This is a genomic window from Methylobacterium symbioticum (assembly GCF_902141845.1).
GTDB classification, from domain to species: Bacteria; Pseudomonadota; Alphaproteobacteria; order Rhizobiales; family Beijerinckiaceae; genus Methylobacterium; species Methylobacterium symbioticum.
Genome location: NZ_CABFPH010000198.1, coordinates 1 through 4,116 on the forward strand (window position 1 = coordinate 1; position 4,116 = coordinate 4,116).

The window sequence follows — 4,116 nt, forward strand, 5'->3', positions numbered from 1 at the left end:
GCCGCCGAGCGCAGGCGCGCCGAGCTGGCCGCCGCGCGCAAGACCGCCGAGATGCCCGGGAGCGCCGCGCCCGCGCCGGCGGACGAGCCCGACGCGGGCGTGCCCGAGGGACACGTCCTGGTCTGTCCGGCCATCGGCGCCACCGGCTCCGGCAAGGGCCGCGACGTGACCAAGGGGTACGAGAAGTCCATCGCCAAGCCCCTCCCGTTGGTCCCGACGCCCGATCTCGTGCGCGTCCGGCGCCGGCTGCTCTACGAGTTCCCCCAGGCGGGCGGGGCCGTCGATTTCGTCCTATGCGATCTGGTGGGCAAGCCGTTCGTCCGCCTCGGCCACCTCCTCATCGTGGGCCCGCCCGGCAGCGGGAAGTCGCGCTTCGTCCGCCGGTTGGGCGAGGAGCTCGGGACCGGGGTCTTCCGGGTCGACGGCTCGAACGACGCCGGGGCGAGCTTCGGCGGCACGGAGCGGCGGTGGTACTCCGCCGAGCCGGCGCGACCGTTCATGGCGGTGAACCGGTTCCTGCAAGCCAACCCCCTCGTCCTGGTGGACGAGGTGGACAAGGCACCGACCCGCAGCGACTACGGACGGCTCTGGGATGGCATGATTTCCTTCCTAGAGCCCGAGACCGCCGCACGGTTCCCCGACCCCTGCGTGCAGGCGGAGCTCGACCTCTCCTGGGTCTCCGTGGTGGCGACGGCGAACGTGGACTGGAACTTGCCGGCGCCCCTGCTCGACAGGCTGAGGCGGATCGAGTTCCCGCATCCAGGTCCCGAGCATCTTGAGGCGCTGCTCCCCGCCCTGCTCGCCCAGGCCGCGGCCGAGCGCGGGACCGACCCGCGCTGGGTCCAGGGGCTGACGGGCGAGGAGGTGAGGGTCCTCCGCAGGGCGTGGCGGGGCGGTTCGGTGCGCCGCCTCCGCCGGATGCTGGACGTCTTGCTGCCCCACCGGGAGCAGGCGGCCGTCAGGCACTGACCGCCACTCGCCCCACCCCACAGCGCGGCCGGCGCCCCTGCCCGCCGCTTCGCGACGGAGAACCCCGGACGTTGTCAGGCCGCATCCTGCCCGAACCGTATGTCCTGCCCCCGGTCTTCCGGCCCGGGCGCGCCCGCCGCAGCCTGGACGCGACCGCGGCCTCCAACGCGCGGACCCCCCTGCTTCCCGCCCGGTCGGAGGGGATGCGGCTCTGGATCATGTCCGACCTCGCCGTCCGCGACGGCGCGTTCGCCCTGCCGGATCCGCTTCCGGACCATGACGCCCTGCTGGTCGCCGGCGGGATCTCCGAGGGGCTGGTGGCCGCGGTCGAGTGGCTCGCCGGGGCGCTCGGCGACCGGAGGGCCGGCCGACCCGTGGTGCTGGTGCCGGGGATCAGCGAGTACCGCGGCGGCTTGCCTCCGCACGAGACCCTGCGGCTCGGGCGCGAGAGGGGGCGTGAACTCGGGATCACCGTGCTGATGGATGAGGCCGTCCGGCTCGACGACGGGCGGGGGGCTGCCGTCCACGTTGTGGGGGCGACGCTCTGGACCGACTGGGCGCTCGGCGGTGCGGCATACGCCGGCGGCGCGCGGGCGCGCGCGCGCAACATGTGGCGGGGCGGCGACAACATTTTGGCGGAGCGCGACCGGACCTGGGGCCCGTACGACGCGGCCGGTGCCCATGCCCGGTCACGCGCCTACATCGAGGACTTCCTCACGAGCGTCGTTATCCAGTCCAACGGCATCTCGGTCCCGCCATCATCGCTGGCCGCCGGGGTGCGTCCCGGCGACCGGGCCGTGGTCCTGACCCACCACGCGCCGTCGGCGCGTTCGCTGCATCCGGGCTGGCCGGAGTGGCAGTGCGAGGAGTGGGAGGCCACGACCTTCGCGTCCGACCTGGAGGACGTCCTCCGGGCATGGGGCGCGCCGGCGCTCTGGGTCCACGGCCGCGTGCCGGCGGCGGCGGACTATCACATCGGAAGGACCCGGGTGCTGGCCAATCCATGGCGGAGGCAGGGCAACCGGGCTTTCGACCCGGCGCTCGTCGTCTGCGTCTGAACCCTCTCCCCTCCGTTTTCCGCCCAGCGAGCCTGCGAGGGCTGCCGCGGACCACGGGAAGCCCCTTTGAGCCCCGCCTCCCGCAGCCCGCCGCGGCGCGAACCCGGAAAGGTCTCGACATGTCCCTCAACGCCATCGCGAACGTGACCGCGCGCCCCGGACTCCAGGCGCCGGGCGGCGCGGCCCGCCTCGCCGCGGGCGCGACGTTGCTCGACGGCCACGCCCCCGCGGCGCCTCAGAGACACCGTCCGGACCGGCCGGAGGCGCGGACCGGCGTCGCGGAGCCGGCCGGCCTCCACCAGGCGTTGCTCGTCCTCGATATCGAGACGGTGCCCGACGAGGAGCAGGTTCCGTCGGATTGGCCGTCCGAGAAATTTCCGAAGGCGGCCTGGCACAAGGTGGTCGCGGTCTCCTTCGTCGAGGCAGCCATCGCCCGCGACGCGGCGACCGGAACCGAGGCATACCAGATCCGGTCGTGCCGGAGCGGGGGCGAGCCTGGATGGGATGAGGAGCGCCTGCTGCGGGCCTTCTGGAAGTTCTTCGCGGCCGGCCGCTACAGGGTCGTCACCTGGAACGGCCGCAGCTTCGACCTCCCCACGCTCCTGCTGCGCTCGTTGATGCACGGTATCGCGGTGCCCTCCTGGTACAGGAGGGGGACCAAGTGGGACGGCTACGGCCACCGCTACGCCGTAGACTGGCACGCGGACCTGATGGAGGTCCTGGCCGAGTTCGGGGCCTGCGCGCGGCTGACCCTGGAGGAGGCCGCCGGGCTCCTGGCCCTGCCCGGGAAGCTGGGCGAGCACGGCTCGCAGGTCGCCGCCATGATCGCCCGCGGCGAGATCGGGCGCGTGCGGGCCTATTGCGAGACCGACTGCCTGAACCTCTTCGTGCTGTACCTGCGCTGGGCGCACCTCACCGGAAGGACCGGCCCGGAGGCCCACGACGCTGCCATCGACGGCCTGATCCGGTACCTGGAGTCCGAACGGGCGGCGCGCCCGCACCTCGGTGCCTTCGTGGACGCATGGCGGCGGGCGACCGAATCCCGGTCCGCCTTCGTCTCCCGGCCGCCGCAGGCTTGGCCCGCCGTGGCGGGCTGAGGTCGGCCGGCCTGGACGCTCCCGCGCACGACCGGGACGGGCTCGCCGGCGACGAGGGCTTGGTCGGCGGGGCCAACGACTGGGACCGGGCCGCCGCCGTGGGGAGCGCTGGCACCGCCGGCCTGTCCCGACGGACGTCCCCATCGCCGATGGGTCGCGGCGAGCACGGCCGTCGCACGCGCGCAGCCTTCCGTCGTCGAGGGTACGGGCGCGTCTATCGCGGGTGGGACACTTGCCCCGGCCGGACGGGCCGCGACGCCGGCGGATACCCGCGCCGTTTCAGCCGGCCGCACTCAGGTCCCTGGTCCTCCCGAGCACGCCGGCCATTGCCGGTGCGATATCCGTCGAGCGGGTGATCGAGGCCCCGCCCCCGGAAACCAGATCCAGGTCGTGACGCCGGCCGGGCGACGTGGGCTCGCTGATCAGGCGCCGGCACAGCAACTCAGCCAGCGACGGATCCTCGACGGCACAGACGATCTGCCGGCCCGATCGCTGCAGGGCTGAGAGCACCTCGACGAGGTGCAGGGCCCGGAAATCGTCGATGTGCTGGACCGGGTCGTCGAGCATGAGCGTCCGCCAGGTGCACCACGGTCGGGACAGGTGAACGGAGAGGAGGAAGGCCAGGCCGGCCGCACGCCTCTGCCCGCTGCTGAACACGAATTGCGGGTTCAGCCCGTTGCCGACCCTCAAGCTCAGGAAGCGCTTCACGTCGCCGCGTATGCCGTAATCGATGGTGCGCCACTCGGAGTGCGGGCGGAGCCGTTGATACAGCTCGTTCAGCAGCGGGCTGATGACCGCGAGGCGCTCGTCGATGATCTCGGCATTCGTCCTGCGGACGGTACGGTCCAGCGTCCGGGCGGCGGTCACGGCCGCGCGGGCCCGCGCGAGCCGGTCCGCCGCGATGACCGGCGAGAGGAGGATGCCGAGGAACGGGTAGAGCAGTCCGGCAGCGACCGGCACGCCCAGCGCGTTGTAGATGAAGGCGAAGAACA

The 4,116-nt window shown here is 73.2% G+C and carries 3 protein-coding genes and 1 pseudogene; 3 read left to right on the forward strand and 1 reads right to left on the reverse strand.

All coding sequences use genetic code 11. The annotated features are described in order from the left end of the window. From MET9862_RS28570 to MET9862_RS28580, 3 genes are all read left to right on the forward strand, one after another. Window positions 1–969 (forward strand): AAA family ATPase (locus MET9862_RS28570; protein ID WP_244612954.1); only part of this gene is annotated, 969 nt, incomplete at its 5' end. A 71-nt stretch (window positions 970–1,040) separates the two neighbouring features. Continuing rightward, window positions 1,041–2,027, forward strand: coding sequence for a metallophosphoesterase family protein (locus tag MET9862_RS28575; RefSeq protein ID WP_012454470.1), 987 nt, complete (start codon window positions 1,041–1,043; stop codon window positions 2,025–2,027). Window positions 2,028–2,146: 119 nt separating this feature from the next. Next, on the forward strand, window positions 2,147–3,124 hold the full coding sequence (locus MET9862_RS28580; RefSeq protein ID WP_012454469.1) for a 3'-5' exonuclease: 978 nt from the start codon (window positions 2,147–2,149) through the stop codon (window positions 3,122–3,124). A gap of 279 nt (window positions 3,125–3,403) precedes the next feature. Here MET9862_RS28580 and MET9862_RS28585 read toward each other — a convergent pair. Continuing rightward, window positions 3,404–4,116, reverse strand: a pseudogene (locus MET9862_RS28585) (hypothetical protein); the annotation flags it as partial.

What these genes read in the sequence shown, in the direction of transcription:
- MET9862_RS28580 (WP_012454469.1), top strand. Translation starts at nt 2,147, where the DNA reads ATGTCCCTCAACGCCATCGCGAACGTGACCGCGCGCCCCGGACTCCAG.